The sequence below is a fragment of the Kribbella sp. WER1 genome (genome assembly GCF_054189145.1).
The window spans coordinates 3,025,417-3,051,418 of sequence record NZ_CM135186.1; the positions used below are offsets into that span (position 1 = coordinate 3,025,417).

Consider the following 26,002-nt stretch of genomic DNA (forward strand, 5'->3'; position numbering starts at 1 on the left):
CTAATGGGAGGCGAGAGGTGACCGAGCCGGCGTACGGCGGTCCGACCGCCCTGCGCATCATGCTCGGCGTGTATCTGCGCCGGCTGCGCGAGGCCGCGGGCGTGACACGTACCGACGCGGGGTGGGCGATCCGTGGCTCGGAGTCCAAGATCAGCCGCCTGGAGCTCGGCCGGGTCGGGTTCAAGGTCCGTGACGTCGACGACCTGCTGACGCTGTACAAGCTCGACGACCCGGAGGAGCGCGACCGGCTGCTGATGCTGGCCCAGGAGGCGAACAACCCCGGCTGGTGGCAGCGGTACGACGACCTGACGCCGCAGTGGTTCCACTCGTACCTCGGGTTGGAGATGGCGGCCGACCTGATCCGTACGTTCGAGCTGCAGTTCGTGCCCGGGCTGCTGCAGACCGAGGACTACGCGCGGGCCGTGATCCAGATGGCCCGCCGCGACCTGCCGTTGCCGAAGGCCGAAGTGGATCGCCTGGTGTCGTTGCGGATGAGCCGGCAGGACGTGCTGACGCGGCAACGACCGGCGCGGCTCTGGGCGGTCCTCGACGAGGCGGTACTGCGCCGCCCGATCGGCGGCAAGGACGTCCTCCGGGTGCAGTTGGAGCACCTGCTCGAGGCGTCCCGGCGGCACAACGTGACGCTGCAGATCATCCCGTTCGAGAAAGGCGGGTACACCGACACCGGCGGCGCGTTCACGCTGCTGCGGTACAACGACGCCGATCTGCCGGACATCGTCTACATCGAGCACCTGACCAGCGCGGTCTACCTGGACAAGCGCGAAGAGCTCGACACGTATGTCGTCACGATGGACGCCGTCTCGATCACCGCCGCCCAGCCACGCGAAACCGAACGGCTGCTCCGCCGCGCGATCGAAGGCCTCGACGCCCTCTAACGAGGCTGAGCCCCGGGGCCTGCTTTGAACGCGACCTCGCGGGGTGTGGGCTCGTGGCCGCCTTCGCAACGCATGACGACGGTGACGCGTTCGCCGCAGTCGCCGCGGTGCCGGGGCTCGATCGGCGGGCCGGCGTCCAGCGGGAGGTACTGGTCGGCCCACTGCACCATCGCGACCAGCACCGGGTAGAGGTCCATCCCGGCCTGGGTCAGCCGGTACTCCGAGCGCTCGCGCTGGCCGGGCAGCCGGTACGGGTGGCGGCGGATCAGGCCGCGCTCGATCAGCGCGGCGAGGCGCTCGGTCAGCATCTGCCGCGGGATGCCCGCGCGGGCCCGGATGTCCTCGAACCGGCGGACACCGACGAACAGTTCGCGCAGCACGTGAAAAGTCCACTTGTCGCCGAGGATGTCCATCGTCCGGGAGATCGTGCAGTTCTCCGTGGACCAGTTCATCGCTTCCGGAACCTGTTCGTTCACCGCCGTACCCATACCCGGCATGATAAGTCCGCTTGACAGACTCAGCCAAGCCAGCAACGCTGAATCCGTGAACCAGACTCAGACGGGACCGCCACTCGTCCGCCGCGCCGGCGAACCCGACGCGGACGAGCTGGCCAGGATGCCCACCGGGCTGACCGACCTCAGCCGCTACTTCCGGTTCCAGACCGCGATCGGGTCGCCGCCACGTGCCGCGCTGCTGCTGCGAATGCTCTGCCCGGCCGGCGCCGCCTTCGTCGCCACCCGCGGACCGGCGATCGTCGGGCACGCCATGTGGGCGTGGGCGGCGGGCGCGGCGACCGCCGAGCTCGCGGCGGTGATCGCCGAGGACGAGCAGCGCCGCGGGCTCGGGATCCGGATGCTGTCGGTCGCCGCCGCGGACGCGATCGCCGCCGGCGCACGGCATTTCCTGTTCGTGGTCAGCGCCGCGAACGAGCGCTCGGTGCGGATGGTACGGCGCCGCTGGCCGGACGCGACGGTCGAGCGCGACGGGTCGTTGCTGAGCTTCGTCGCGCCCGCGCGGCTACCGGACCAGCCGGAAGAACGCGCGGATGTCGTCGACCAGCAGCCCGGGTGTCTCGAGCGCGGCGAAGTGCCCGCCGCGGGCGAACTCCGACCAGTGCACGATGCGGTGCCGTCGGTCTAGGACCGCGCGGATCGCGGGATCGGTCGGGAACACCGCGACCCCGGTCGGTACGCCGGGCCGGAGGTCGTCGGCGGCCCGGCGGTTCTCGTAGTACAGATTGGCCGACGTCGCGCTGGTGTTGGTGAACCAGTAGATCGACACGTCGGTCAGCAGATGGTCGAGGTCGACCGCGTCCTCGGGCAGCGCACGGGCCGGATCGGTCCACTCCCAGAACTTCTCCAGGATCCACGCGAGCTGCCCGGCCGGCGAGTCGCTCAACCCGAACGACACCGTTTGCGGACGCGTTCCCTGCAGGTCGGCGTACCCGGTCCCGACCGCACGGAGCCGGTCCGCGGCGGCCAGCCGTTCGCGTTCGGCCTCCGTCAGTACGTCGCCGGGCCGTACGTCGGGGTACGCCAGTCCCCCGTTGAGGTGGACGCCGACCACGTGCTCCGGATCCAGCTGCCCGACCAGCGGCGACACCACCGATCCGGTGTCACCCCCTTGCGCGCCGTACCGCACGTACCCGAGCCGGTGCATCAGCTCCACCCACGCGCGGGCGATCCGCCCGTGGTCCCACCCGTCCGTCAACGGCACCGAGAACCCGTGCCCCGGAACGGACGGCGCCACCACGTGGAACGCGTCCCGCGGGTCCCCGCCGTACGCCGCCGGATCTGTCAACGGTCCGAGTACGTCGAGAAACTCCGCCACCGACCCGGGCCACCCGTGCGTCAGCACCAACGGCAGCGCGTCCGCCTCGGGCGACCGTACGTGCAGGAAATGCACGGTCTGCCCGTCGATCTCGGTCACGTACTGCGGGAACGCGTTCAACCGCGCCTCCCACACCCGCCAGTCGTACGCCGCCCACCGCTCGGCCACGCGCCGTACGTACTCCACCGGCACGCCCCGCTCCCACCCACCGGGTAGTTGCCGAGGCCAACGAATCGCCGCCAACCGCTCCCGCAACCCGGCAACGTCCGCGTCGGGGACGGCGATCCGGAACTCAGAGATCATGCGCCCGCTCGTGCAACGGCTCGTACAACCCGACCTCGCCGCCACCCGGCAACCGGAAGGCCGTCAGCACGCCCCACCGCTGCCGCTCGACCGGCCGGACGAACTCCACACCTCGGGCCGTCAGGTCGCGCATCGTCTGCTCGAGGTCGTCGCACATCAACAGCAGCTCGTGCGACGCGGCCTCGGCCGGATGCACCGCCACCTCGGCCGGCGGCAGCTTGAAGATCAGCCAGCCGTGGCCGGCGTCTACCGACGGATACTCCAGGACATCCCGGAAGAACGCCCGGTCGGCCTCCGCGTCAGTGCTGTAGACGATCACATGTGCACCGTTGATCATCTACAGCACTGTAGTCGCGTTCAGTCCTCGACGACGATGGCCAGCGCCGGGCAGACGGCGGCGGCCTGGTGGATGTCGGCGGCCAGTTCGTCCGGTGGGTTCTCGTTCAGCAGGACGACGATGCCGTCCTCGTCACGCTGGTCGAACACGTCGGCGGCGGCCGTCACGCACTGGCCGGAAGCGACGCACTTGTCCTGGTCGATGATGACCTTCATCTGAGTTCCTTTCACCACGTCACGGGAAGCGAGTAGACGCCGTACACGGCGCCGTCGTGCTTGAACGGGATCTCCTCCAGCCCGACCGCCCGGCGCAGCGTCGGGATCCGCCGGTAGAGCGTGCTGTACACGACCTGCAGCTCCATCCGCGCCAACGGTTGCCCGAGGCATTGATGGACGCCGAACCCGAACGCCACATGCCGGCGCGCGTCCCGGCCCAGGTCCAGCGCGTCCGGATCCGCGAACACCGACGGGTCCCGGTTGCCGATGTCGTTCGGCAGGATGACCCCGTCGCCGGCCTTCAGCACCTGCCCGTGCAGCTCGATGTCCTCGAGTACCGCCCGCCGTCGGCCGTTGTGGGTGATGTTCAGGTAGCGCAGCAGCTCCTCGACCGCGCCGGCGACCACCTTCGGGTCGTCGGTCTCCCGCAGTACGGCGAGCTGGTCCGGGTGCTCCAGCAGCGCAAGGGTGCCTAGGGCAATCATGTTCGCGGTGGTCTCGTGCCCGGCGAGCAGCAGCAGGACACCCATCCCGGCCGCGTCCTGCCGGGTCAGCTCGCCCGCCTTCACCCGCTCGGTCAGCCCGGACAGCAGGTCGTCGGCCGGGTTCTCCAGCTTCTCGCGGACCAGGTTGTCCAGGTACGTCGCGAGGTTGCCGTGCGCCGCGGCCCGTTCCTCGGCGGTCGCGGTCATCCGGATCAGGTTCTTGCTGTTCTGCTGGAAGAAGTCGTGGTCGGCGTACGGGACACCGAGCAGCTGGCAGATCACCAGCGACGGCACCGGCAGCGCGAACGCCTCGACCAGGTCGACCGGGTTCGGCCCGGCCAGCAGCTCGTCGATCAGGCCGTCGACGATCTTCTGCACGCCGGGGCGCATCGCCTCGATCCGCTTGATCATGAACGGCGCGGTCACCATCCGGCGCAGCCGCGCGTGCTCCGGGTCGTCCATCAGGATGAACCCGATCCCGACCCCGTCCTTGCGCGGCGGCTCACCGGTCGGACTCGGGTAGCCGGGCCGCCGGACGTCGGAGCTCAGCCGCGGATCGGCGAGCAGCGTGCGCTGGTCGTCGTACCGGGTGACCAGCCAGGCGTCCTGGCCGAAGATGTTCACCTTGGTGAGCGGCGATTCCTCCTGCAGCTCACGCAGTTGCGGCGGCGGATCGAACGGACAACCTGTTGCCCGGGTCATCGGATAGACAGGTGTGGTCATATGCGTCCTTCCCTAGCGAGGTTTCGGTCCCGGTGCGCGCGGGTCTGTTTCGGTGCGTTCCAGCCGAGGACGCCGACGATCCGGCCGGCGTCGCGGTAGTGCGCGACGAACCGTTCGCCGACGGTGCCCTCGGCAACTGTCAGATCGGCGGCCGGGCGGCCGTGGACCTGGAGCTTGGTGCCGAACTGGTCGGTCCAGAAGTACGGGATCGGTTCGTAGCGGCGGTTCTCGCCGAGGATGTTGGCGGCGACGCAGAGGGCCTGCTCGGTGGCGTTGGTCCGGTTCTCCAGCCGCACCAGGCCGTCCTCGAACTTCCAGCGTGCGACGTCGCCGGCCGCGTAGATTCCTTCGGCCGCGCGACAGAACTCGTCACACACCACGCCGTTCTCGAGCCTCAGCCCACTACCTTCCAACCATCCGGTGGCCGGCGTGGCCCCCAACGCAACCACCACCACGTCCGCCGGAAGCACTTCCCCGCCGTCCAAGCGCACACCACGCACGCGCCCGCCGACGTCCACCAACCCGTCCACCGCCGCCCCCAGCCGAAGCTCAACCCCTTCAGCCGTATGCAGTTCCCCCAACAATCCCCCGACCACCGAACCAAGCTGCGTCTCCATCAACACCGCCTGCGGCCCGGCAAGCGTCACCGCAAGCCCGAGCTTGCGAACAGTCGCAGCAATCTCCGCCCCCAACACCCCATCCCCCACAACCACCACACGTGCTTGTCCAGTGAGGGATTTGCGCAGCGCGGCTGCGTCGTCGAGGGTGCGGAGTACGTGGACGCCTTCGAGGGGTGGGCCAGGGAGTTGGCGTGGGGTGAGTCCGGTGGGCGATCACCACGTGGTCGGCGGTCAACGAGCGACCGCTCGTGGTGTGGACCGTGTGGCCGGACAGGGAAACCGCGGGATCGCCCAGGACGAAGTCGGCGTCGAGGGCGGTCAGGAGGTGGTCGGGGCGGAGGTGCGTCCGGGGTGCGTCCCAGTCGCCGAGCAGGAACTGCTTGGACAGCGGCGGCCGGTCGTACGGCGGGTGGTACTCGGCGCCGAGCACCGTGATCCGGTCCCGAAAACCCTTGCGCCGCAGGGCTTCCGCGGTGGTCAACCCGGCCGCGGAAGCACCCACCACGAGCACGCTCACGAAGTCACCGGCGCGGTGAACAGCCCGACGATCCCGTCGATCAACCCGTCGGCCATCTCCTCCCACGTCGCCCGCACCGTCGGCCGCCCCTCCGCACGCGCCAGCTCGAACTCCGCGGTCATCTGGATGATCAGGTGCCGCGCCATGTCCCCACGCTCGATCCGCACCGCCGGCGGCAGTTCCGCGAGCTGCTCGGCCAGCCCGTCGACGACCCGCGTCAACGACGGCGAGTTCAACGACTCCTGCAACTGGATCTCCCGCAGCCCCGGGTCGTACATCAGCTGCGCGCTGAACCGCGCCAGCCAGCTCTGCGTCCCCAGGCTCGCCATGTGGTCGGTCGCCGACCGCACCAGGATCGTCACCCAGTCCCGTACGTCGGGCTCCGCGCCGAGCTCCGCGAGCAGCTCCCGCCGGCGCGCCTCGACCGGCTCGGCGTGCTTGCGGACGATCGCCCGGACCAGGTCGGTCTTGGTCCCGAAGTGGTACCCGACCGCGGTGTTGTTGCCCTGCCCGGCCGCCTCGCTGATCTGCCGGTTCGACACCTCGTGCACGCCGCGCTCGGCGAACATCCGTTCCGCCGTCGCCAGGATCAGCTCCCGGGTCGCGTTCACCCGCGCCGCCCGGACCTCTTTCGCCATCATCACCAGATCACCCTTACCTCCCGCAGCCCGCCGACGAGCAGCCCCTCGACCAGTGGCAGCTCCGCCGCCGGCACTGCCAGTGCCAACGTCGGCAACCGACGCAACAACACTTCCAGTACGACCTGCAACTCGGTCCGCGCCAGCGACTGCCCGATGCAGGAGTGCGGCCCGGCGCCGAACGCGAGGTGCACGTTCGGGCTCCGGGTCAGGTCCAGGTCCGCGGCGTCGGCGAAGATCCGCTCGTCCCGGTTCGCCGATGCCATGCTGCACACCGCGGTCGTCCCCGCGGGCAGTACGCCGTCGGACAGCTCGAGCTCCTCGGAGACGTACCGGATCATCCCGAAGCCGGCGTTCGCGTCGTACCGCAGCGTCTCCTCGACCGCGGTCCGGACGAGGGCGGGGTCGGCGAGCAGCTGCTCCCAGCGGGTGCGGTCGGCGAGCAGCATCGCCATCATCTTGCCGATCATGTTCGTGGTGGTCTCGTGGCCCGCGATCAGCAGGCCCATCCCGGTCGACACGAGCGCGTCGTCGCTGAGCTTCTCGCCGGCGGAGTCGGTGCCGGTGATGAGATCGCTCAGCAGGTCGGTCCCGGGCTCGGCGCGCTTCGCCTCGATGTGCCCGGTCATGTACGCCGCGAACTCGGTGTGTGCGGCCTCCATGTCGGCGGCGGAGTACCGGCTGAGGTTGAGGAACGTGTCGGACCAGTACGAGAACCGCTCGCGGTCGGACGCCGGTACGCCGAGCAGTTCGCAGATCACCCACACCGGCAGCGGGAACCCGAGCGCGGCCTTCAGGTCGGCCGGCTGGTCACCGGCGACCATGCCGTCGACGAGCTGGTCGGCCATCGCCGAGATCGACGGCCGGAGCGCGGCCATCCGCTTCGCGGTGAACCACTTGGTGATCATCCGCCGCCAGCGCTGATGCCCCTCCCCGGACTGCGGTACGCCGGGCCGCCGCCGGTCGAACACGCCCGTACCCTCCGCGGACACCCGCGCGGATCCCTCCGCGGTCCGGGCGAACCGCGGGTCGGACAGCACCTGGCGGACGTCGTCGTACCGGGTGAGCAGGGCGGCCTGGTCGCCGCTCGGCAGCTGGACGTGCGCCACCGGGCACTGCTGCCGGAGCCGCTCCCACTCGGGCGGCGGTTCGATCGCATCGACGGGCGGGATCGGGTACTGGACGAGCTGTTCACTGTCGGTCACAGGCCATCACCTCCGTGTGGTTGTTTCTCCAGCTTGCCTCGCCTGCTTGTTTAAGTCAACTGCCTGACTTAGCCTATTGGTTGCAGAAACCAACTATCTAGTTCAGCCTCAGGAGGCTGCAGATGTCCGCTGCTTCATCCGTGCGCACCGGGGCCGTCGTCCCGGTGCTCGCCTCGGCCGGTATCACGGTCGCGCTGATGCAGACCCTGGTGATCCCGCTGGTCCCCGAGCTGCCGCGACTGCTGCACGCCTCGGCCTCCGGGACCGCCTGGGCGATCACCGCCACCCTGCTCGCGGCCGCGGTCGCGACCCCGATCATGGGTCGCCTCGGCGACATGTACGGCAAGCGCCGGATGCTGCTGATCAGCATCGGCATGCTGGTCGCCGGCTCGGTGGTCGCGGCGCTCAGCAGCTCGCTGACCCCGATGATCGCCGGCCGCGCGCTGCAGGGCCTGGCCGCCGGCGTGATCCCGCTCGGCATCAGCATCATGCGCGACGAACTGCCGTCCGACAAGGTCGGTACGGCGGTCGCGCAGATGAGCGCGTCGCTCGGCGTCGGCGGTGCGCTCGGCCTGCCCGCGGCCGCACTGCTGGCCGAGAACTTCAACTGGCACACGCTGTTCTGGGTGTCGGCCGCGCTCGGCGTGATCGTCTTCGGGCTGGTCGTGCGCTTCGTCCCGGAGTCGGCGGTCCGCTCCGGCGGGCGCTTCGACCTGCTCGGCGGGCTGGGGCTTTCGATCGGCCTGATCTCGTTGCTGCTGGCAATTTCCCAGGGGTCCACCTGGGGCTGGACCGGTGGCCGGACGCTCGGCCTGTTCGCGCTCGCCGTCGTCGCGCTGCTCGCGTGGGGCTGGTGGGAACGCCGTACCACCGAGCCGCTCGTCGACCTGCGGACCACCGCGCGGCCGCAGGTGCTGCTGACCAACCTGGCGTCGATGGTCTTCGGGTTCGCGATGTTCGCGATGTCGCTGGTCCTGCCGCAGCTGCTGCAGATGCCGAAGGCAACCGGTTTCGGGCTCGGCCAGTCGATGCTGACGTCCGGTCTGGTGATGGGCCCGTCCGGCCTGGTGATGCTGGTCGCGGCGCCGTTCTCGGCGAAGATCTCGAAGACCCGCGGCCCGAAGGTGACGCTGATGCTCGGCGCGCTCGTGGTCGCCGCCGGGTACGGCGTCGGCAGCGTGCTGATGAGCTCGGTCTGGGAGCTGGTCCTGGTCTCGCTGCTGATCGGTTGCGGCATCGGCCTCGCGTACGGCGCGATGCCCGCGCTGATCATGTCCGCCGTACCCGTGTCCGAGACCGCCGCCGCGAACAGCTTCAACACACTGATGCGGTCGATCGGCACGTCGGTGTCCAGCGCGGTGGCCGGCGTGATCTTGGCCAACCTGACGATCAGCCTGGGCGGCTACACCCTGCCTTCGCAGAGTGGCTTCCGGGTCGTCCTGCTGATCGGCGCCGGCGCCGCACTCACCGCACTGGTGGTCGCGTCGTTCATCCCGGCACGGCGCGAAGCCGCCCCGGCGGCGGCCGTCGCGGAGCGGTCACTCGAGGACCGGGTCGGGCTCGCGGACAGCTGAGGCGTGCACGGCGGCGTGGTCGACGTCGCTGTGCGTCATCGCCAGGTAGGCGACGAGTGCGGCGAAGAGCAGCAGTCCGACCAGGGTCACGGGGCCGATGCCCCAGCCGACGCCGCCGTACCGGCTGTCCTTGCCGAGCCAGTCGGCGATCGACGCGCCGAGCGGCCGGGTCAGCACGTACGACGCCCAGAACGCGACGGTGACGTTCAGCCCGAGCTTCCACAGCCCGAGCGGTACGACGATGAGCACCGCGAAGACCAGGATCGACCAGGTGAACCCGAGGCCGAAGTCGATCGCGGTGGCGTCGCCGACCGCGGTGCCGAGGCCGAACGTGAGCAGGACGACGCCCCAGTAGAACCGTTCGCGCCGGGCGGTGGTGATCGAGTGCACCGAGATCGTGCCCTCGCTGCGCCGCCACCAGGTCAGCAGCCCGCACAGCAGGACCAGGTAGACGATGGAGTCGAACCAGTACGGCGTACCGAGCGCAACATGCGGGCCGTCGGCAATCATCGTGCCGAACAGCGCGACCCCGAGCACGGTGACCCAGTACCGCACCGGGTGGTAGGTCGTGGCCTTGAGCTGCAGGTAGAGGGCGATGGAGAAGGTACCGAGCCCGATCACGGCGGCCAGCGGGATGCTGACGGTGCCGAGGTAGTCCGACGCGGTCTCGCCGATCCCGGTGGTCAGCAGCTTGACCACCCAGAACATGACGAAGACGGCAGGGACCTTCGGGGCCGGGAACACTCGGGTTCGCAAAGAAGGCATGGCCCCGAAGGCTAGAGGGAACTCGCTGAGAGCTACCTGATCGCGGAGAGGAAGTCGAGCGTGCGCTGGAGCATCAGCTTCGCCGCGTCCGCGTCGTAGCCCGGCAGCGAGGAGTCCGCGAACAGGTGCTCCTTGCCCGGGTAGAGGAACAGCTCGACGCTGTCCGCGGCGGCGGTCAGCGCCCGCGCGGCGTCGATGTCCCCGCCTTCCTCGGCGAAGAACGGGTCTTCCTCCATCGCGTGGATCTGCGCCGGCACCCCCTCCGGCCAGCTGCCGAACTCCTCGGCGGGCAGGCACGAGTAGTAGAACAGCCCACCCTTCGCGCCCGCGCGGGTCTGGGTGAGTTGCTGCGCGGGCACCACGCCGAGCGAGAACCCGGCGTACACGACATCCGCCGGCAGGTCCTGCGCGGCCGCGACACCGCGCTCCGCGATCACGCCGAAGCCCGTCGCCTTCGCGTAGTCCATGCCCTCGTCGAGGGTGGCGTAGGTGTTGCCCTCGTAGAGGTCCGGCGTGTGCACGGTGTGTCCCGCCTGCCGAAGCTCGTCGGCGAACGCCTTCACCCCGTCGGTCAGCCCCTGCGAGTGGTGGTACAGCACGACCTCGGCCATCATCAGCTCCAATGATCCAAATATCTCGAACAATCGGCGATGTTAGTCTATTCGAACCATGACCATCAACAAGCCGGTCCCCGACTACGAGCTCGCGGACACCCTGGAGCTGACCACGGCCGAGCAGGTGCGGGCCATCAGCGACCCGCTGCGGACCACGATCCTCGGGCTGCTGCACGAGCGGGCGGCGACCGTGACCGAGCTCGCCACCGCGGTCGGCCGGCCGAAGAGCACGGTCGCGCACCACGTGAAGGTGCTGGCCGACGCCGGCATCCTGCAGGTGGTCCGGACCCGGCGGGTGCGGGCGATCGAGGAACGGTTCTACGGCCGGGCGGCGCGGATGTTCTTCGTCGGGCTCGGCCGGCAGGGCGCGGACGGGCGGCTGCCGGACGACTTCAACGACTTCGAGGTCGCGGCCCAGGAGTCCAAGCCGGCGTACGACGCGGGCGAACTGCGCTCGTTCATCCGGCACGCGCGGATCCCCGACGAGCGGGCGGCCGAGTTCTGGCAGCAGGTGGACGCGCTGATCCACACCTTCGACCAGCTCCCGCGCGCGGGCGGCACGACGTACGGCTTCACCGTCGGCCTCTACCCGATCGGCGACTACCCGACACTGCCTCCGGCCGAGGGCGAGGACTGACCCTTCGTCCGCACCGCGGTCGGCGTACTGCCGGTGAACTGGCGGAAGACCCGCGCGAAGTGCTGGCTGGAGCTGAAGCCGAGGCTCAGCGCGAGTGCGGTGATCGGTACGTCGCTCGACGCCAGCAGCTGACGGGCGCGGTCGATACGGCGTTCGTTGAGGTAGCGATGCGGCGGCTGGCCGAGCTCGGCGGCGAACAGTTCGGCCAGGTACGCCGGTGCGAGGCCGGCCCGGTCCGCCAGGTCCGTCAACGTCCAACGCTCGTGGAACTCCTGGTCCAGCAGGCGTTTCACCGTCCGTACGGCGGGATGCATCGGCAGCTGCGGTACGGCGGTCGGCGCCAGCGACCGGGAGAACGCGAGCACGAGGTGGTCGACGGCGAGCGTCAGGCCGACGTCGGCGTACTCGTACCGGGTCGTCAGCTCCCGGACCAGCTGGGCGAACGCGGGCGCGAGCTCGCCGGCCTCCCGATGGACGACCGCCGACGGCATCGCGAGACCGGGATGGCGACGGCCCACCACCTCGAGGTCGATCGCGGCGAAGAAGAAGTGGTGATTCCCCGACCGGCCCGCGAGGTGGTGCCGGACACCGGGCGGTACGGCGAACAGGTGGCCCGGGTGCAGCACGTAGCTGTCACCGCCCGCGACCCAGTGCGTGGTGCCGTGCTGCTGCAGGTAGATCTCCCAGACGGGATGCTCGTGCGGCTCGATCAGGAACTGCTCGGGCACCCACTGCTCGCCGCCGTGCAGCAGGCCGGTGTCCGCCGCGAACCCCTCGGCGTGGAAGCCGGCGCGGAGCCCGTCCGGGCGGTACAGCGACACCTGAAGATTGTGTCCGTCCGGCTGAACATCGGCAACGCCCGGAACGGCCGCAGTCCTTAGGTTGATGGGCATGGACGCTGACGACATTGCCTTCTACCGGGAGCACGGGTACTGGATCTCGCCGGTGATCGTGCCGCCCGACGTACTCGACGCGGCCGAGCGCGGGATGGAGCGGTTCTACGCGAGGGACCACGACCACGTGCTGCCCGACGTACCGGCGACGCGGGGCTGGCAGCCGGAGCACGGCGACGTACTGCGCAAGAACGACTACTCGTCGCTGCGGGTCGACGAGCTCGCCGCGCTGGTCCACCACCCGGCGATCGCGGAGACGGCCGCCGCGCTGTCCGGGGCGGACGGGATCCGGTTGTGGCACGACCAGTTGCTGTACAAGCCGCCGGGCGGCTCCGCGGCGAAGGTCGGCTGGCACACGGATCGGCAGTACTGGCAGTCGTGTACGTCGGACAACATGCTCACCGCATGGGTCGGGTTCCACGACGTCGACGAGGCGAACGGGGCGGTCGGGTTCATGCCGGGCAGCCACCGGTGGTCGGTGACCGGGCTCGACTTCTTCTCGCAGGACGCGGCCGGGCTGGAGGCGTCGATCGTCGAGCAGGGGTTCGACCCGACGCCCGTCGTACCGCGGATGCAACGCGGGCAGGTCAGCTTCCACCACTGCCGGACGGTGCACGGCAGCTCGGCGAACCTCAGTACGGCGCCGCGCCGGTCGATCGCCATCCACCTGCAGCCGGCCGACAACCGGTGGCGTCCCGGCTCCGCGCATCCCAACGACGAGCTGGTCCGCCGGAACCCCGACCCGGACTACTCAGACCCCGCGATCCAGCCGCGGCTCTGGCCGCTGGGTTAGCGCCCAGCCGAAGTGTTCCCAGACGTCGCACGCCTCGTGCGCGAACCGGCCGGCCTCGTCGGCCGGTGAGACCGGGGCGTGCGTGACCACGCGTTCGTCGACCTGCCCGCCGAGTGCGCGCAGCTTGCCGGCGAGCGCGTGCGCGTGCGCCGTCGCCTGGTGCGGGATGATCGTGTCCGCGGGCGACCAGACCAGCCGTACGGCGGTGCGGGCCAGCTCGGCGGCGTACGAGATCGGGCTCCGGCGGGCGTAATCGCCGGGCCGCTCGGACGGGGCGCCGCCGACCTCCTCGCGGATCGTGGCGTCGACGCCCGCGAGCGCGTCACTCGCCCGGCCGTCGCGGATGTCGTCGTACCAGCGGGCGAGATCGACGACCGGGTTGACGGCCCAGACCGCCGTCACGTCGTCGGCGTGCTGACCGGCCAGCACCAGGGCCTCCTGGCCGCCCATGGACAGCCCACCGACAGTCACGTGATCTGTTTGGTGCAGCTCACACGCGTCTCGCGCAACCGCCCAGGTCGCATCGAGATGGTCCTGCCAGGCCAGCGAGTTCCCGAGCAGCACCCGCCCGCGGCTGCGCGGAGCAACCACGACTTGGCCGTGTAGCTGCGCCGCTCCGAGCGCGCCGTCGAGCGGCCTGATCAGCAGGTCCCCCACGGGTTCGCCGTACAGCACCGCCTCGGGTGTGAAGCCGAACGGGTGGAACAGCACCGTCACGCCACGGACAGGACCGTCGGGCGCTCCCACGAGATACTCACGATCGTCGTCGGTCTGCACGCGTCGTACGTCGTGGGCCGTCATCACGGCCGGTAGCGTAGCCGAGGCCCACTTTCTGCCCCTGATCGGACGGATTCCGGAATTTCGCGGTTCTGGCGTCATGGTTCGGCCGGGTGAGCGTCTCAGGGCGTACGGGTCCCCTGCCGGCCAGGTAGGCGACCACGATCGGTAGTCAAACGGGGATCTGCCATGTTGATCGACAAGTTGCGTAAACCGCTGCCCGCAACCGCCGCCGCGGAACCAGAGCCGCAGGTATCAGATGTTGTCCCCGGGCGCGGCCGACATCGGCTGAACGGGCCCAGCAACGACAGCATCTTCCGGCCGTTGCTGCAGGCGCTGGCTGCCGGGTCCGACCCGATCCCGCACGCGGCCGCGGCCGGTCGCCGGCTGGCCGAGCGGGAGGTCCCGCTGACGGTCGCCCTCGACGTACTGCGGCAGACGTACCGGACGGTCGGCGAGGAGGCGTCGTTCGAGGCGATCCGGGTGCTCTGCCAGAGCTGGACCGAGTGCACGCTGACGTACCTGCACGCGTCGTCCTGCGAGGACCACGGCACCGGGCTCGCCACCACTCCGCACCTGCGGACCCGGCTGACCGAGCTCTACCGGACCGCCGAGCGCCACGGGTGGTACCTCCCCGACACCCACACGCTGGTGATCGCCGAACCGGTCGCCGCGCAGCCCTGCGACTCGCAGCTCGCGAACCTCGGCGGCGCGATCCGGACCGCCTTCCGCGACCCCGAGGTGGTCGCCCGGCTCGGCGCCGTCCGGGTCGCCGCGATCGTGCACGCCGACGACCACTTCTCCGAACACCTCGGCACGCTGCGCTCGCTGATTGGGTACTGGCCGGAGAACGGCGAACCCGGCACGGCGGGCACCCCGCGGACCAAGGTCTGGTCCGAACGGCTGCCCACCCTGTCGGACTGGTCGGACAGCTTCGTCAACGACCTCGCAATGGGCTGAGCCCGCTCACCAGCGCCGTCAGCCCGACGGCAAACTCGTGGTCCGGGCCGAGCCGCGCGACCTCGGTCGCCACCTCGATCAGGTGCGCCGCCTCGGGGGTGTCCGTAAACGTGATCGCGCTGCCGTCCCGGGCCGTCTGCTGCTCGAGGGTGGCGCCGATCGTGTACCGCGAGACCGCAACGAAGGCCAGCACCGCATCGGCGCCGGCGAAACCGTGCCGCTCCAGGAACGACACCTGGGCGATCGCGGTGCCGAGCTCAGGCGCGCGAGGACCGGCGACGGCGAGCAGCCGGGCGCCGTCGCGGACACCGAGCATCGCGCGGCGCAGGCTGTTGGCGTAGCGGACCAGGAACGCCTGCCACTCGTCGCCGGGCTCCGGGAGCCGGTCGGTGTGCCCGCGCCGGAGGATCTCCGCGGCGACCGCGGCCAGTACCGCGTCCTTGTCCTTGATGTGGTGGTACAGCGCCGGCTGCCGGACGCCGAGCCGCGCCGCGACCGCACGCAGCGACAGCTTGTCCAGCCCGCGCTCGTCCAGCACCGCGATCGCGGCCGCCACGATCGCACCCCGATCCGTCCGTCGCTGCTGAGGCACCACCGCACCGTACAGGCGTGATCCCCCGGGGCGCGATGCTTATCGATGATAAGCTTCAGCCGCCCACGCACCGTGACTAAGGAGTGACCGATGGCCGACGGGGACACCTGGACCGGAGTCGTCGTGAAGAAGTCCCGCGCGATGTACGACGGCGCGAACCTCTACCGCAAACTCGAAGTACAGCTCGACGGCGGCGAGGTCCGCGACGTCAAGGTGAAGCGCGACCTGTGGAAGTCCCTCGAGGTCGGCGACCGCGTCAGCAAGGCGGCCGGCGCCGACCCCGAACGCGGCTGACCGATCGTGTCCTGCCCGCGGGCGGGTCGGGCAGGACACGATCACGGCCTCAGTGCTGCCGGGTCGCCCGGCGCTTCCGGCTGATCAGCAGGAACGCACCACCCGCGGCCAGCAGGACACCCGCCAGGACGAACACCAGTGGTGACACCTCGGCACCTGTCGACGCCAGCGGACCGCCTGGCGGTGCCGGCGGAGTCGACGGGGCTGCCGTCGGCGACGCGGTCGGCGTAACGCTCGGCGTCGCACTCGGGCTCGGCGACACCGTTGGGGTCACCGTCGGTGTCGGAGTCGGTGTCGTCGTCGTCGGGGGTGTCGGCGGCTTCGGCGCGGGAATGTAGACCCCGGCGTCGATCGTGTGGTCTACCCCACCCGGCGTACTCGGCGCGGTCACCGGCGTGGATCCCTTGCAGAGCTGCCCGCTGGTCGGCGGCGTGACGTTCGAGTCGTGCGCCCGATCGGACCCCGCGACCGGCAGCGTGAACCGCAGGTCCGTGGCCGCCGGTTTCCGCGGCACGTTGCTGGTGTCCGCCGTACACACGTTGAACTCCACGGTGTACTTCGCGCCCGGCGTCAGCTCGTACTCCGCCCCGACACCGCCGAAGTAATACTCGCCGGCCGCATCGGTCGTGGTGGTCGCGACCTGCTTGCCGGAGGCATCCAGCAGGCTGACGGTCGCGCCCGCGAGCGGCACCTCGTCCTCGTGGTACGGGTCCTGGATCCCGTTGTGGTCACCGTCGAACCAGACGATGTTGCCGATCTGGATCGGCGCGTTGGCTGCGGCGTACGCGACGTCACCCAGTCCGCCGGCCTTGCCGAAGCTGTTGGTCGCGCCCACGAACTGGTAGCCGTGCTTCGGGTTCTCCTGCCCCGGACCGATGCCCGTCTCCACGTTGTAGAAGCCGGCACCGTTCGAGCTGACGTCCCGCGCCGGGTCCAGTTCGGTGCTGACCACCCACTGCTGCTGGGGGATGTAGGCCAGCGAACCTTGCGAGGTCTCCTGGTGCAGGCCGTTGCCCGAGCGGTTCGGGTCGAAGAAGTCGCCGTGGAAGTACTCCTTGACGTCACCCGTCTCGCGGCCGTTGGTCTCGAAGGTGCCGTGGTTCGGGCAGATCCCGGTACCCTCCCAGTCGTACCCTCCGCCCGGCTTCGCGCACGCCATGTTGATGTCGCCGCCGGACATGCCGGCCTCGACCGTGTCGATCCCCGGCCGCGGGTCCTGGCCGTTGCCGATCACGTCCATGAACCGGTCCCGGAAACCGAGCATCATCGACCCGTTCCGGGTGAACGCCAGCGTGGCCAGTTCCGGCTGCGGGTTGACGTACAGGGTCGGGCTGATCGAGCGACTGTCCCAGTTGAGCAGGCTGGTGTCCCACGGGTTCCAGTGGTTCGTGGTCGGCGTGGTCCATCCCTGCAGGACCTGCCCGCGCTCGAATCCGAGATCCTGCGTGAGGACGGGCGTGAACGTCGTACCGTCGTAGCTGTAGACGACCGCCTTCAGGTCGTCGCGCTGCTTGGTGCTCTCCGCCGAACACACGCCGCCGACGTACAGCTTGGCGTCGTGCACGGTCAGCGCGAACGGCCGCCAGTCACCGGCGGACGCGCAGCCCGGGTCGGGGATCCGGACGGTCTTCGTCGGCAGCCCCGCATTGTCGCCGGTGGCGTCGTAGCTGAGGAGTTGCCGGCTGCGCAGGTTGACCGCGTACAGGGTCTCGCCGTCCTCGGACAGCGCGAGGCCGCCGATGCTCTCCTTGCCGGGCGCATCCGTGAACAGCGCGTCCTTGCGCATGTCGCCCGGGCCGTGCGGCGTCAGCGCCGCGCCGATCACCTTCGTGAACAGCGTCGGCTTGCCGGAGCCGTCGAGCGGCGTCGTGTAGATCGCGCCGCCACCCTCCGGTCCGTACTCCGTGAAGCGCTTCGCGAACGCGGCCTGGAAGATCCGCTTGCGGTACTTGTCGTACGCCAGGCCCCACGTCGTACCCACCTGCGACTGCGTGTTGACCACCTTCGGGCAGGCGAGCTGGTCCGGGCAGGTACCCCGGGCGTCCTGGCCGAACGACACCAGCGCGCGGGCGTTCGGATCCGGCGCGCTGCCGTCCGCGTTCACGGCCGGGCTCTGCACCGGCACGTAGTACTGGGAGTCCGGGAGCGTGTAGTCCGCCGGGTTCCAGACCGCGGTGATCACCGAGTCCGCTTTGCCGTTCCGGACGTCCACGAACGACGTGAAGCTGTCGAAGTGGTTGTCCTTCGTCGACGCCGGCGCGGCCCGCAGGTAGTCGTACGTCGCCGGAATCGACACGTCCACGCGGTACTGCCCGCCGACCAGCGCCGACGACGGCGGTACGACGACCTTGCCGGTCGCGTCCGTCGTACCGCGGACGTGATGGCCGGCCGTGTCCGTGACCTCGACCGCCATACCCTGCTGCGGGGTGTCCATCGCGGCGTTGATCACGCCGGTCCCGAAGAAGTCGCGCAGCACTTGGACGGTCAGTATGCCGTCCTCGGCGGCGGCCGAAGCCGGCCCGCTCGCCGAAACCATCGCGCCTGCAGCCCCGCCGGCCAGTAAGAGGCCGGACAGCCCTGCACGCAACAGCCGTCTACTCATAGTTGGTGCTGTCCCCTTTTGGTTGGTGCATCAAATCGACTCAGCCAACCAGAACGACACCTGATCATGACCCTTCGTATCGGGTGAATTACTGGGTGAAACTGATTCCCTGTTAGCGTCCACGGCCATGCCTCACCTGCGAAACCTCTCGCGCCGCGCCCGCTGGACGGTCGCGGCCGGGCTCACGGCCTGCGCCGCCGTGGCCGCCACGCTCGTCGCCGTCAGTACGAACTCCGACGCCTCGACACCGCGGGCCCTCACCGCGGACGAGGCGAACCGGCTCGCCATCACGCGGTTCCGCAACTACGAGACCGGCGGCCGCGCGGTCCGGATCACCGTGCCGGACACCGCGGGCGGCCTCACCGTGACCGCGTCGGTCGACTTCCGGGCCAAGCGAGCGGACGGCGTACTGCGCGGCGCCGGGCGCAACTCGTCCAGCGACGGGCCGATCCGGTGGACGCTGACCCAGCTGTCGGTCGCGGCACCCGGGACCGTGGGGTGGACCAACCGTCCGTTGCAGACCAGCGGAAGTGCGCTGGACACGGCGCTGCGGATCACGCTGGGCCTGGGCAGCGACCGCCCCGACAACGCGCAGTTGCTGCCGCAGAACGGCGCGCGGCGGGTCGGCCAGGAGACCGTGAACGGCCACGAGACCGAGGTGATGACCGGCCCGGCAGCGCGAGACCGCCCGGACACCGACGGCACGGTGCGCTATTGGATCGGCACCGACGGCACCATGTACCGCGTCCAGATCGCGGTCGCCTCCGACCCCCACCCAGTAGTAGTCGACTTCGACACCCAGCCATACGTCACCCCGAAGTAACCCGGCCCGCAAGGAAAGACAAGCTGAGGACCTTCGGCCGTAGGTCACGCCAAGGCAGGGCTCGGCAAGAACGCCGGTTGCGGCTGCCGGCCGCGCGTCACGCCGAGGTGGGGGTCGGGAAGGACTGGTTGGGGCTGCGAGGCCTACCTCACCGCGCGGTAGCGCGGTCGGCGAGGAAGGACTGGCTGGGGGTGGTCAGTTGGTTGAGGTTTGGTAGTGCCGGGGTGGGCGGGACGGTGGTGGCTCCGGTGGTTGTGGGGTTGGGGAACTGAGGCTGGACGGGTGGCGCGACGACCTCGCTGAACGGGATGCCGCTCGGTGGGGTCGGGCCGGTCCACCTGCCGGACGGTGAGACGACGGCGCCGGTCTGTGGGCACGTGCTCAGTCCGCTGGGGACCGTGCGGGCAGTAGGACCGCTGACGCAGTTCGCGTGGCCTTTGGTGGTGGTCGGGAAGGTCCAGCCGACGTCGATCGTGTTGCCGGCGAACGTGTTGCCGACGATCTGGTTCCCGTTCGCCGGGAGGTCCTGGGTCGCGGTCAGGACGACGCCGGCGTTCACATTCCCGGTGATCCGGTTACGCAGGATCTGATTGCCGGTCCCCCCGTCGATCCCGACGCCGATCCCCCAGCCCCCGTCCGCCTGCTCCGGCGTCGCGGGCTGCTGGTTGCCCGCGATCAAGTTGCCCGCGACAATCGCCCCTTGCTGCGGCAAGAGCTTCTCCTGATGATCGGAGCCCGTCGTGAGCCCAACCCGGTTCCCGGTGATGCGATTGCGGACGAAGTACATCTCGCCACTCGCGTTCGTCCCCTCCACACCGACCGCGTTGTACTCGGCAACGTTGCCCTGCACAACGACATGACACGGCTTGCACTGCCCGACGTAGATCCCGGAATCCGCCCCGCCGGATGTGTACGAGTCCCGGATCACCCCGTTCCGCGCCGAGAATGCGTAGATGCCGTACAGCCCGTTCCGCGTCGACGTCACATGCGACACCAGGAACGAGTCGAGGAACCGCACCGGCTCATCCCCCGTGTCGTACCCGCCCTGCCCCGGCTGCGTGTCCGCGGCCTTCACCGACCCGGTCACGAGTACGCCGTTCTGCGTGTTGCCGCGGACGGTCAGGTTCTCGACCGCGACACCGGGCGCGGTGACCACGACGCCGTTCGGCTGCCGCAGTTCGCCGTCGATGACGACCTTGTCCCGCGACTCCCCGCGCAGCGTGACGTGTGCGGTCGTGATCCGCACCGACTCGTGGTACGTGCCCGGCGCGACCAGGACCAGGTCCCCCTCCTGCGCGACCGACACCGCGGCCGAGATCGTCGGAGCGTCGGCGGGCACCCGGATCGTCACGTGCGCACCCGCGGGCCGCCGTACCTGATCAGCTTCCGCTCCGCTGCACCCCGCCAGTGCCAAGACCCCCGCAACCACGATCAACGCACGCAACATGGCCGAAAGTGTGACACGAACGACCGATTGGTGAGTACTGCGGGTGATGTGGCACTCTCGCTCCGTGATCCGAGCAGACGACCGCCCGTCACGCCGCACGCTCCTCGGCGCCGCCTCCGCCGCCGTCCTCACGGCGGGCTGTTCCGCGAGTTCCGCAGAGCAACCACCCAAGCCTGCGAGGAGCATTGCGGTATCCCCGACCGGCCGCTATCAGGCCGGCGTCATCACCCCAGGCGCACCCCAGCCGAACCTGCTCGCGATCGTCGCGGACGTCGCACCGTCCGTCGCCGTCGGCCGGCTGCTCGCCGAACTGGGCGACACAATCGTCACGTTGACCGCCGGGACCGCGCCGCGGCTGCTCGGACTCGACCCGGGCGACCTCACGGTGACGGTCGGCGTCGGCCCGCGGCTCGTCCGCCTGGCCGGTCGTAGCTTGCCTGGAACAACGGACCTGCCGGCCTTTGCCCACGAGCAGATCGAGCCGACAGCGCGCGGCGGCGACGTACTGCTGCAGCTCTGCGCAACGGACCCGCTGGTCCTCTCGGTCGCCGCCGACGCGCTGCTGGAACAAGCCGGAACACGCTTTCGGAAACGCTGGCGGCAGTCGGCGCGACGCGGGCCGGGGGTGCAGGTCTCCGAAGGGCTCACCGCACCACGCAACCAGTTGGGGTTCGTCGACGGCATCGTCGGGCCGCACACCCCGGAGGAGCAGGGCCGGACCCTCTGGCTGGACGGTCCGGCACCGGTAGCCGGCGGCACCATCGCCGTACTGCGCCGGATGGAACTAGACCTACGCCGGTTCGCCGGGCTGTCGACCGCGGATCAGGAAGCGGTGATCGGCCGGCACCGCGACACCGGGATCCCGTTGTCCGGCGGGGTTGTTGCCGACGGCCCCGATCTCGGCGCGAAGACGCCGGAGGGAAGGTACCTCGTACCGGCGAACGCACATGCGCGTCGGGCGCATGCCGCGGTGGTCGGCGTGAAGCTGATGCTGCGGCGTTCCTACAGCATCGACGAGCCGGCTGCCGGCCTGCTGTTCGTCAGCTTCCAGAACGAGCTGCGCACGTTCACCGCAACCCTTCAAAACATGGAGAACGGCGACGCATTGTTGCCCTTCACAACGACAACCGCGAGTGCGACGTTCCTGATCCTTCCGGGGTTCGATGCGCAGCGACCGTTGGGAAGCACGGTCTTCTAGAGCAGGCCGAGTTCGTACGCGCGCAGTACCGCGTCCTCGCGGCTCGAGGCGCCGAGTTTGCGGTACACGCTCTTCACCTGAGTACGCACGGTGTTGACGGAAACCACCAGTTTCCCGGCGATTTCCGGCGTACTGCCGCCCGCGTCGAGCTCCGTCAGTACAGCGTGTTCCCGACTTGTCAGCTCGACCAGGCCGAGGCGATCCGGGAACACCCCCGGCGCTTGGGCGAGCCGCGCGCGGGCCTCGTCGGTCAACGGAAACTCCTTGATTTCCTGGATTTCCGCGCGATCCGTCGGGGAGAGCGAGGCCAGCGACAGCACCTCGTCCGGCGTCCGGAGCCGATCGGTCAGGTCCGCGGCCGCCCGCGCCTCCGGTACGTCGCCCATCCGCAGCGCCGCGATCGCCTTCAGCAGCAGGAGTTGCCGCAGATCCCGGTACGACGTGACCGTGCCCCACGGCAGCCGGGACGCCAGCGCCCGAACCGCGGCGTACTCGCCGTTGAGGAACCGGATCCGCGCGGCCGGAAGGGTGAGCCACGGTTCGTGGACACCGGTTTCCTTGATCATCCGCAACGCGCGGGTCCCCTGGCCGGTCGCGATCAGCAGGTCGATCCACGCGCGCCGCAGTACCTGCGAGGCCGCGGTGAGTTCGGTGAGCTCCGGCGCGTGGCTCAGCCGGAGCGTGCCGAGGTGCGCGAGCGCCGATGCCTGGTCGCCGCGGTACAGCCCGTGCGCGAACACCAGCGCCGCCGCGAACGGCCACACCTCGATCCGGCGCGTACCGTCACCGATGACCTCCAGCCGGCTCGCAAGTACGGCGTCGTCGTACCGGTCCAGGGCGTCCCAACCCTCGGCGATCGAGCCGCCGACCGTGAGCAGGTACCGGACCCGCTGGGACGGCGCCTCGAACTCCTGCATCCGCTCCAGCCACTGCCGCGCCGGACCGGCGTGCCCGAGATTCGCGAAGATCATCGCGAGATTCGCGGCGGCATTCAAGGCGGTGGCGGCCGTCGCCGGCTCCAGCGTCGCCAGTTCGTACGCATGCCGGTACAACTCGACCGCCGCCGGCAGATCGTCCATCAACGTCCGCGTCAACCCACGCTGCAACGGCAACCACCCCGGCCGCCACGCCCCATCCGCCCCCGGCAACGGGCTCAACTGCGCGGCCCGCGCACTGAGCCGCTGCCCCAACTCCTCGGCCTCGACGCACCGCCCCTGCTCCCGCAACGCGATCATCGCCGCCACCCCGACAGTAGTCAGCGTCGCCACCGACGCCTCACTGTCGATATCCATCGACGCCGCCAACCGCGTCCCGAGCTCGGTGTAATGCCGCAAGAACGGCCGCAACTCCTGCGCATCCGGCTGCGTAGCCGCGTAATACACACTCAACCACGACATCATCAACCGCGGCCGCGCCCGCAACTCGTCATCCGGCACCAAGGTCAGCACGTCCAACATCCGCGCCGCCAACTCGCCTTCCACCGACATCAGGTGCGTGTCACAGGCAAGCTGCAACGCGTCCCAATCCCGTTCCTCCCCGATCCTTGCCAACTCCCCCAGAGCGATCACGCAGGGATCATATTCGCTCTCAGGGAGTAAGCGTCTAGCTGAGGCCCTTCAGGAGTTGGCGGGCCATGACGATGCGTTGGACCTGGTTGGTGCCTTCGTAGATTTGGGTGATCTTGGCGTCGCGCATCATGCGTTCGACGGGGTAGTCGTGGGTGTAGCCATAGCCGCCGAGGAGTTGGACGGCGTCGGTGGTGACGGCCATCGCGGTGTCGGAGGCGAAGCACTTGGCGGCGGCGCCGAAGTAGGTGAGGTCCTTGTCGTTGCGTTCGGACTTGGCCGCGGCGGCGTAGGTGAGCTGTCGGGCCGCTTCGATCTTCATGCCCATGTCGGCGAGCATGAACTGCAGGCCCTGGAACTCGCTGATCGCCTTGCCGAACTGCTTGCGTTCCTGGACGTAGCCGAGGGCGTAGTCGAGCGCGCCCTGGGCGATACCGAGGGCCTGGGCGGCGATCGTCACGCGGGTGTGGTCGAGGGTCTGCATCGCGGTCGCGAAGCCGGTGCCCTCGGCGCCGATCAGCCGGGACGCGGGGATCCGGACGTTGTCGAAGTACACCTCGCGGGTCGGCGAACCCTTGATGCCGAGCTTCTTCTCCGGGGCGCCGAACGACACGCCCTCATCGGCCTTCTCCACCACGAAAGCCGAGATCCCGCGCGAGCGGGCGGCCGGATCCGTCACCGCGAAGACGGTGTAGAAGTCGGAGACGCCGGCGTTGGTGATCCAGCGCTTCACGCCGTTGAGTACGTATTCATCGCCGTCGCGCACCGCGCGGGTCTTCATCGACGCCGCGTCCGAACCGGCCTCCGGCTCCGACAGGCAGTACGAGAACATCGAGTCACCGGACGCCACCGGCGGCAGGTAGCGCTGCTTCACCTCGTCCGACGCGGACAGCAGCAGCGGCAGCGAGCCGAGCTTGTTCACGGCCGGGATCAGCGACGTCGACGCGCAGGCGCGGGCGACCTCCTCGATCACGATCACGGTCGCGAGCGCGTCCGCGCCGGCGCCGCCGTACTGCTCCGGGATGTGCGGCGCGTGGAAGTCCGACGCCTTCAGCGCGTCGTACGACGCCTTCGGGAACTCGGCCAGCTCGTCCACGTCCCCGGCGTGCGGGGCGACCTTGGCGTCGCAGACGTCGCGAACGGCCTCGCGGATCGCCTGGTGCTCCTCGGACAGCGCGTACAGCTCGAATGAGTTACTCACGAGTCACACAGTACGACGAACCTTCCGCCGGCGGGGGACGTCGTACGCCGAAAGTGATCAACCGGACATGAGCCGGTCACCGTCTGATAACCACGATGGGTAGAGTCCCCGCCATGAGTGATGCGACGTCTCGACCGCTCCGGATCGCCGTCATCGGCACCGGCTACCTCGGCTGCAACACCTCCGCCGGGATGGCCGAGTTCGGTTTCGACGTGATCGGGGTCGAGATCGACGAGCACCGGCTGAAGCTGCTGAACGACGGCAAGGCCCCGCTGTTCGAGCCCGGGCTGGACCCGCTGCTGAAGAAGCACGTGGACTCCGGCCGGCTGCGGTTCACCAGCGACTACGCCGAGATCGCCGACTGGGCCGACGTGCACTTCATCTGCGCCGGCACCCCGCAGCTCGAGGGCAGCGAGGCCGCCGACCTGTCCCAGGTGAACTCGGTCGTCGACATGCTGGCCCCGCTGCTCACCAGGCCGACCCTGGTAGTCGGCCGATCCACGGTCCCGGTCGGTACGTCGAAGGCCGTCGAGGAGCGGCTGCACCGCCAGGCCCCGGCCGGTACGGCGGTCGAGATCGCCTGGCAGCCGGAGTTCCTCCGCGAGGCGCACGGCGTCGAGGACACGCTGCACCCGGACCGGCTGGTCTTCGGTGTGCAGTCGGCCGCGGCCGAGGCCAAGCTGCGCGAGGTGTTCGCGACCCCGATCGCCGAAGGCTCGCCGGTGGTCGTCTGCAACCTGCCGACCGCCGAACTGGTGAAGGCCGGCGCGAACGCGTTCCTGGCCACCAAGATCTCGTTCATCAACGCGCTCGCCGAGATGGCCGACGCGACCGGCGCCGACGTCACCCAGCTCGCCGACGCGCTCGGGTACGACAAGCGGATCGGCCGCGGCATGCTGAACGCCGGCCCCGGGTACGGCGGCGGCTGCCTGCCGAAGGACCTGCGCGCGTTCATGCACCGGGCCGGCGAGCTCGGCGTCGAGGAGGTCATCACGCTGCTCCGCGAGGTCGACGACGTCAACCAGCACCGGCGCTCCCGGATCGTTGACATCACCCACGAGATGCTCGGCGGCGAGTGGTCCGGCAAGAACGTCACGGTGCTCGGCGCCGCGTTCAAGGCCGGCACCGACGACGTCCGCGACTCGCCCGCGCTGGACGTGGCCGGCCGGATCCAGCTGCACGGCGCGAACGTCACGGTCTACGACCCCGAGGCGATGGAGAACGCCCGCCGCGTCCGCCCCACCCTGCGCTACGCCCAGTCCGCCGTCGACGCCTGCCACGACGCCCACGCCGTACTGCACCTGACCGAGTGGCCCGAGTTCCGCGAACTCGACCCAGCCACCCTGAAGGACGTCGTCAGCACCCCGGTCATCGTCGACGCCCGCCTCACCCTGAACGCCGAAGCCTGGCGCGCAGCCGGCTGGACCTACCGAGCCCCGGGCAAGCCCTAGGTGGTGTCTGGCAATGCCCCGCAGTAGGCGGGGAATTGCCAGACACC

Annotated in this window: 26 protein-coding genes and 3 pseudogenes; 10 read left to right on the forward strand and 19 right to left on the reverse strand. The window is 69.8% G+C overall.

Going from position 1 to position 26,002, the window contains the following annotated elements; genetic code table 11:
* The first annotated feature begins 17 nt into the window (after window positions 1-17).
* Entirely contained in the window at window positions 18-896 is an 879-nt protein-coding gene (locus ACXJJ3_RS14705) for a helix-turn-helix domain-containing protein (RefSeq protein ID WP_458170595.1), read from the forward strand.
* On the opposite strand, the gene ACXJJ3_RS14710 is transcribed toward ACXJJ3_RS14705, so the two are convergent.
* A complete protein-coding gene (locus tag ACXJJ3_RS14710) occupies window positions 893-1,384 on the reverse strand; it encodes a winged helix-turn-helix transcriptional regulator (RefSeq protein ID WP_458170596.1) in 492 nt (163 codons plus the stop codon). The genes ACXJJ3_RS14705 and ACXJJ3_RS14710 overlap by 4 nt on opposite strands.
* A gap of 214 nt (window positions 1,385-1,598) precedes the next feature.
* Between ACXJJ3_RS14710 and ACXJJ3_RS14715 the strand changes: the two are divergent.
* A pseudogene (locus ACXJJ3_RS14715) lies at window positions 1,599-1,835 on the forward strand (GNAT family N-acetyltransferase); the annotation flags it as partial.
* A gap of 78 nt (window positions 1,836-1,913) precedes the next feature.
* On the opposite strand, the gene ACXJJ3_RS14720 reads toward ACXJJ3_RS14715, so the two are convergent.
* From ACXJJ3_RS14720 to ACXJJ3_RS14760, 9 genes and pseudogenes are all read right to left on the reverse strand, one after another.
* Window positions 1,914-3,029, reverse strand: coding sequence for an epoxide hydrolase family protein (locus ACXJJ3_RS14720; protein ID WP_458170597.1), 1,116 nt, complete (start codon window positions 3,027-3,029; stop codon window positions 1,914-1,916).
* Window positions 3,019-3,366: a VOC family protein gene (locus tag ACXJJ3_RS14725; RefSeq protein WP_458170598.1), complete on the reverse strand. Its 348-nt coding sequence runs from the start codon at window positions 3,364-3,366 to the stop codon at window positions 3,019-3,021. Before ACXJJ3_RS14725 ends, ACXJJ3_RS14720 begins: the two co-directional genes overlap by 11 nt.
* Before the next feature lie 20 nt (window positions 3,367-3,386).
* Entirely contained in the window at window positions 3,387-3,581 is a 195-nt protein-coding gene (locus tag ACXJJ3_RS14730) for a ferredoxin (protein WP_458170599.1), read from the reverse strand.
* Between the two features lie 11 nt (window positions 3,582-3,592).
* Window positions 3,593-4,789: a cytochrome P450 gene (locus ACXJJ3_RS14735; RefSeq protein ID WP_458170600.1), complete on the reverse strand. Its 1,197-nt coding sequence runs from the start codon at window positions 4,787-4,789 to the stop codon at window positions 3,593-3,595.
* Window positions 4,786-5,085: an oxidoreductase C-terminal domain-containing protein gene (locus tag ACXJJ3_RS14740; RefSeq protein ID WP_458171890.1), complete on the reverse strand. Its 300-nt coding sequence runs from the start codon at window positions 5,083-5,085 to the stop codon at window positions 4,786-4,788. The genes ACXJJ3_RS14735 and ACXJJ3_RS14740 overlap by 4 nt, the downstream gene beginning before the upstream one ends.
* A pseudogene (locus ACXJJ3_RS14745) lies at window positions 5,059-5,601 on the reverse strand (FAD-dependent oxidoreductase); the annotation flags it as partial. The gene ACXJJ3_RS14740 and the pseudogene ACXJJ3_RS14745, both read right to left, overlap by 27 nt.
* Before the next feature lie 25 nt (window positions 5,602-5,626).
* Window positions 5,627-5,992 (reverse strand): annotated as a pseudogene (locus ACXJJ3_RS14750) (FAD-dependent oxidoreductase); the annotation flags it as partial.
* Window positions 5,923-6,567 (reverse strand): TetR/AcrR family transcriptional regulator, encoded by a 645-nt coding sequence (locus tag ACXJJ3_RS14755; protein ID WP_458170601.1) that lies wholly within the window; start codon window positions 6,565-6,567, stop codon window positions 5,923-5,925. The gene ACXJJ3_RS14755 and the pseudogene ACXJJ3_RS14750, both read right to left, overlap by 70 nt.
* Complete coding sequence (locus ACXJJ3_RS14760) at window positions 6,567-7,769, reverse strand: cytochrome P450 (RefSeq protein ID WP_458170602.1); 1,203 nt, start codon at window positions 7,767-7,769, stop codon at window positions 6,567-6,569. The genes ACXJJ3_RS14755 and ACXJJ3_RS14760 overlap by 1 nt, the downstream gene beginning before the upstream one ends.
* A gap of 122 nt (window positions 7,770-7,891) precedes the next feature.
* Between ACXJJ3_RS14760 and ACXJJ3_RS14765 the strand changes: the two genes are divergently transcribed.
* Window positions 7,892-9,343 carry an MFS transporter gene (locus tag ACXJJ3_RS14765; RefSeq protein WP_458170603.1) on the forward strand — a complete coding sequence of 484 codons (1,452 nt, stop codon included), beginning with the start codon at window positions 7,892-7,894 and terminating at the stop codon, window positions 9,341-9,343.
* On the opposite strand, the gene ACXJJ3_RS14770 is transcribed toward ACXJJ3_RS14765, so the two are convergent.
* Together ACXJJ3_RS14770 and ACXJJ3_RS14775 are read right to left on the reverse strand one after the other, a co-directional pair.
* On the reverse strand, window positions 9,308-10,108 hold the full coding sequence (locus tag ACXJJ3_RS14770) for a COG4705 family protein (protein ID WP_458170604.1): 801 nt from the start codon (window positions 10,106-10,108) through the stop codon (window positions 9,308-9,310). The two genes, ACXJJ3_RS14765 and ACXJJ3_RS14770, sit on opposite strands and share 36 nt — an antisense overlap.
* Before the next feature lie 32 nt (window positions 10,109-10,140).
* Window positions 10,141-10,722 (reverse strand): dienelactone hydrolase family protein, encoded by a 582-nt coding sequence (locus ACXJJ3_RS14775; protein WP_458171891.1) that lies wholly within the window; start codon window positions 10,720-10,722, stop codon window positions 10,141-10,143.
* A gap of 55 nt (window positions 10,723-10,777) precedes the next feature.
* Between ACXJJ3_RS14775 and ACXJJ3_RS14780 the strand changes: the two genes are divergently transcribed.
* Window positions 10,778-11,359 (forward strand): ArsR/SmtB family transcription factor, encoded by a 582-nt coding sequence (locus ACXJJ3_RS14780; RefSeq protein WP_458170605.1) that lies wholly within the window; start codon window positions 10,778-10,780, stop codon window positions 11,357-11,359.
* Here the strand turns inward: ACXJJ3_RS14780 and ACXJJ3_RS14785 are convergent.
* Window positions 11,323-12,180: a helix-turn-helix domain-containing protein gene (locus ACXJJ3_RS14785; RefSeq protein ID WP_458170606.1), complete on the reverse strand. Its 858-nt coding sequence runs from the start codon at window positions 12,178-12,180 to the stop codon at window positions 11,323-11,325. The genes ACXJJ3_RS14780 and ACXJJ3_RS14785 overlap by 37 nt on opposite strands.
* Window positions 12,181-12,250: 70 nt before the next feature.
* On the opposite strand from ACXJJ3_RS14785, the gene ACXJJ3_RS14790 reads away from it, so the two are divergent.
* On the forward strand, window positions 12,251-13,045 hold the full coding sequence (locus ACXJJ3_RS14790) for a phytanoyl-CoA dioxygenase family protein (RefSeq protein WP_458170607.1): 795 nt from the start codon (window positions 12,251-12,253) through the stop codon (window positions 13,043-13,045).
* Here ACXJJ3_RS14790 and ACXJJ3_RS14795 read toward each other — a convergent pair.
* Complete coding sequence (locus ACXJJ3_RS14795) at window positions 13,004-13,846, reverse strand: prolyl oligopeptidase family serine peptidase (protein WP_458171892.1); 843 nt, start codon at window positions 13,844-13,846, stop codon at window positions 13,004-13,006. The two genes, ACXJJ3_RS14790 and ACXJJ3_RS14795, sit on opposite strands and share 42 nt — an antisense overlap.
* Before the next feature lie 165 nt (window positions 13,847-14,011).
* Here ACXJJ3_RS14795 and ACXJJ3_RS14800 point away from each other — a divergent pair, with 165 nt between their 5' ends.
* The gene (locus ACXJJ3_RS14800; protein WP_458170608.1) at window positions 14,012-14,782 is read left to right on the forward strand and encodes a hypothetical protein; all 771 of its coding nucleotides are present in this window, start codon (window positions 14,012-14,014) and stop codon (window positions 14,780-14,782) included.
* Here the strand turns inward: ACXJJ3_RS14800 and ACXJJ3_RS14805 are convergent.
* The gene (locus ACXJJ3_RS14805; protein ID WP_458170609.1) at window positions 14,760-15,374 is read right to left on the reverse strand and encodes a TetR/AcrR family transcriptional regulator C-terminal domain-containing protein; all 615 of its coding nucleotides are present in this window, start codon (window positions 15,372-15,374) and stop codon (window positions 14,760-14,762) included. The two genes, ACXJJ3_RS14800 and ACXJJ3_RS14805, sit on opposite strands and share 23 nt — an antisense overlap.
* Before the next feature lie 90 nt (window positions 15,375-15,464).
* Here ACXJJ3_RS14805 and ACXJJ3_RS14810 point away from each other — a divergent pair, with 90 nt between their 5' ends.
* Entirely contained in the window at window positions 15,465-15,668 is a 204-nt protein-coding gene (locus ACXJJ3_RS14810) for a DUF7489 domain-containing protein (RefSeq protein WP_458170610.1), read from the forward strand.
* Between the two features lie 49 nt (window positions 15,669-15,717).
* On the opposite strand, the gene ACXJJ3_RS14815 is transcribed toward ACXJJ3_RS14810, so the two are convergent.
* Complete coding sequence (locus tag ACXJJ3_RS14815; RefSeq protein WP_458170611.1) at window positions 15,718-18,270, reverse strand: SdrD B-like domain-containing protein; 2,553 nt, start codon at window positions 18,268-18,270, stop codon at window positions 15,718-15,720.
* 127 nt (window positions 18,271-18,397) lie between these two features.
* Between ACXJJ3_RS14815 and ACXJJ3_RS14820 the strand changes: the two genes are divergently transcribed.
* Window positions 18,398-19,093: a hypothetical protein gene (locus ACXJJ3_RS14820; protein ID WP_458170612.1), complete on the forward strand. Its 696-nt coding sequence runs from the start codon at window positions 18,398-18,400 to the stop codon at window positions 19,091-19,093.
* A gap of 148 nt (window positions 19,094-19,241) precedes the next feature.
* Here the strand turns inward: ACXJJ3_RS14820 and ACXJJ3_RS14825 are convergent, their stop codons facing one another.
* A complete protein-coding gene (locus tag ACXJJ3_RS14825; protein ID WP_458170613.1) occupies window positions 19,242-20,540 on the reverse strand; it encodes a right-handed parallel beta-helix repeat-containing protein in 1,299 nt (432 codons plus the stop codon).
* A 64-nt stretch (window positions 20,541-20,604) separates the two neighbouring features.
* On the opposite strand from ACXJJ3_RS14825, the gene ACXJJ3_RS14830 reads away from it, so the two are divergent.
* Window positions 20,605-21,738: a Dyp-type peroxidase gene (locus ACXJJ3_RS14830; protein WP_458170614.1), complete on the forward strand. Its 1,134-nt coding sequence runs from the start codon at window positions 20,605-20,607 to the stop codon at window positions 21,736-21,738.
* Here ACXJJ3_RS14830 and ACXJJ3_RS14835 read toward each other — a convergent pair.
* Together ACXJJ3_RS14835 and ACXJJ3_RS14840 are read right to left on the reverse strand one after the other, a co-directional pair.
* Window positions 21,735-23,306, reverse strand: a complete 1,572-nt coding sequence (locus tag ACXJJ3_RS14835; protein WP_458170615.1) for a LuxR C-terminal-related transcriptional regulator — start codon at window positions 23,304-23,306, stop codon at window positions 21,735-21,737. The two genes, ACXJJ3_RS14830 and ACXJJ3_RS14835, sit on opposite strands and share 4 nt — an antisense overlap.
* 34 nt (window positions 23,307-23,340) lie before the next feature.
* Entirely contained in the window at window positions 23,341-24,504 is a 1,164-nt protein-coding gene (locus tag ACXJJ3_RS14840; RefSeq protein ID WP_458170616.1) for an acyl-CoA dehydrogenase family protein, read from the reverse strand.
* A gap of 113 nt (window positions 24,505-24,617) precedes the next feature.
* Between ACXJJ3_RS14840 and ACXJJ3_RS14845 the strand changes: the two genes are divergently transcribed.
* Window positions 24,618-25,955 carry a UDP-glucose dehydrogenase family protein gene (locus ACXJJ3_RS14845; RefSeq protein WP_458170617.1) on the forward strand — a complete coding sequence of 446 codons (1,338 nt, stop codon included), beginning with the start codon at window positions 24,618-24,620 and terminating at the stop codon, window positions 25,953-25,955.
* Window positions 25,956-26,002: the final 47 nt, after the last annotated feature.

Bases quoted from the DNA above. Each gene is read 5' to 3' on its own strand.
- ACXJJ3_RS14710 (WP_458170596.1), bottom strand. From the start codon at position 1,384: ATGGGTACGGCGGTGAACGAACAGGTTCCGGAAGCGATGAACTGGTCC.
- ACXJJ3_RS14720 (WP_458170597.1), bottom strand. From the start codon at position 3,029: ATGATCTCTGAGTTCCGGATCGCCGTCCCCGACGCGGACGTTGCCGGG.
- ACXJJ3_RS14725 (WP_458170598.1), bottom strand. From the start codon at position 3,366: ATGATCAACGGTGCACATGTGATCGTCTACAGCACTGACGCGGAGGCC.
- ACXJJ3_RS14730 (WP_458170599.1), bottom strand. From the start codon at position 3,581: ATGAAGGTCATCATCGACCAGGACAAGTGCGTCGCTTCCGGCCAGTGC.
- ACXJJ3_RS14735 (WP_458170600.1), bottom strand. From the start codon at position 4,789: ATGACCACACCTGTCTATCCGATGACCCGGGCAACAGGTTGTCCGTTC.
- ACXJJ3_RS14755 (WP_458170601.1), bottom strand. From the start codon at position 6,567: ATGATGGCGAAAGAGGTCCGGGCGGCGCGGGTGAACGCGACCCGGGAG.
- ACXJJ3_RS14765 (WP_458170603.1), top strand. From the start codon at position 7,892: ATGTCCGCTGCTTCATCCGTGCGCACCGGGGCCGTCGTCCCGGTGCTC.
- ACXJJ3_RS14770 (WP_458170604.1), bottom strand. From the start codon at position 10,108: ATGCCTTCTTTGCGAACCCGAGTGTTCCCGGCCCCGAAGGTCCCTGCC.
- ACXJJ3_RS14775 (WP_458171891.1), bottom strand. From the start codon at position 10,722: ATGATGGCCGAGGTCGTGCTGTACCACCACTCGCAGGGGCTGACCGAC.
- ACXJJ3_RS14780 (WP_458170605.1), top strand. From the start codon at position 10,778: ATGACCATCAACAAGCCGGTCCCCGACTACGAGCTCGCGGACACCCTG.
- ACXJJ3_RS14790 (WP_458170607.1), top strand. From the start codon at position 12,251: ATGGACGCTGACGACATTGCCTTCTACCGGGAGCACGGGTACTGGATC.
- ACXJJ3_RS14795 (WP_458171892.1), bottom strand. From the start codon at position 13,846: ATGACGGCCCACGACGTACGACGCGTGCAGACCGACGACGATCGTGAG.
- ACXJJ3_RS14800 (WP_458170608.1), top strand. From the start codon at position 14,012: ATGTTGATCGACAAGTTGCGTAAACCGCTGCCCGCAACCGCCGCCGCG.
- ACXJJ3_RS14810 (WP_458170610.1), top strand. From the start codon at position 15,465: ATGGCCGACGGGGACACCTGGACCGGAGTCGTCGTGAAGAAGTCCCGC.
- ACXJJ3_RS14815 (WP_458170611.1), bottom strand. From the start codon at position 18,270: ATGAGTAGACGGCTGTTGCGTGCAGGGCTGTCCGGCCTCTTACTGGCC.
- ACXJJ3_RS14820 (WP_458170612.1), top strand. From the start codon at position 18,398: ATGCCTCACCTGCGAAACCTCTCGCGCCGCGCCCGCTGGACGGTCGCG.
- ACXJJ3_RS14825 (WP_458170613.1), bottom strand. From the start codon at position 20,540: ATGTTGCGTGCGTTGATCGTGGTTGCGGGGGTCTTGGCACTGGCGGGG.
- ACXJJ3_RS14845 (WP_458170617.1), top strand. From the start codon at position 24,618: ATGAGTGATGCGACGTCTCGACCGCTCCGGATCGCCGTCATCGGCACC.